1 protein-coding gene is annotated in these 632 nt (G+C 40.7%); it reads right to left on the minus strand.

Annotated elements, in window-relative coordinates; translation table 11 throughout:
• Window positions 1–208: hypothetical protein (locus R7R24_RS27920; RefSeq protein ID WP_318120321.1), on the minus strand; the 208-nt coding region annotated here is incomplete at its 3' end.
• Between the last annotated feature and the right edge of the window lie 424 nt (window positions 209–632).

Here is a 632-nt window from a genome sequence, read left to right on the forward strand (position 1 = left end):
GATGAGAAGCGTCTTGCTGCCGGATCGAGAGTTGTTCAAGCAGGTCATCTAAACAGTTAATCGGACGTTTAAAGCCAAAAGCATTGGCCATGCTTGGTTGGTCGCATTCAAACTCACGAGTATAGATGTCATAGGACCATTCCACGACCTGAGTGTGATTGGCTGCGTGCTGCACTTGTCCTTGTGCAATCGTTAGTGATTCGCTCATTTCCTAGCCCCCTTATTTTGGTCGGCCTTTTTGCTCTCCATTCAAAACCCAATGTCACAGTCGATGTTTGAGGAACCTTTAGATTCTCTGTTATGACTCGAAAGTTAACAGGTTAAGCCTTGCGGTTTTGAATGTTGCTTCGAGCATGCTCGGCACATGCACTTTTAACTATGCACTAATTTGATTATAGGCGAGTTTCAAATAAGCATTCTATTGCTTATCAAATGTATTAAAATTGCGACAAACAAATCTAAACAGGCTAATAACCATAAGGCTTTAAAGGGGATATCAGATAAAAAATCGTCGATATAACAATGATATTTCTGCAAACCAAATAAAACTCTCTGAACTGAGCTTGAATAGATGAGTTTGTTATAGATACCTGATCATCAAATCGCTATAATTCGCGCTCCCTGGAACAGAG

The sequence above is a fragment of the Vibrio sp. 704 genome, from assembly GCF_033339295.1.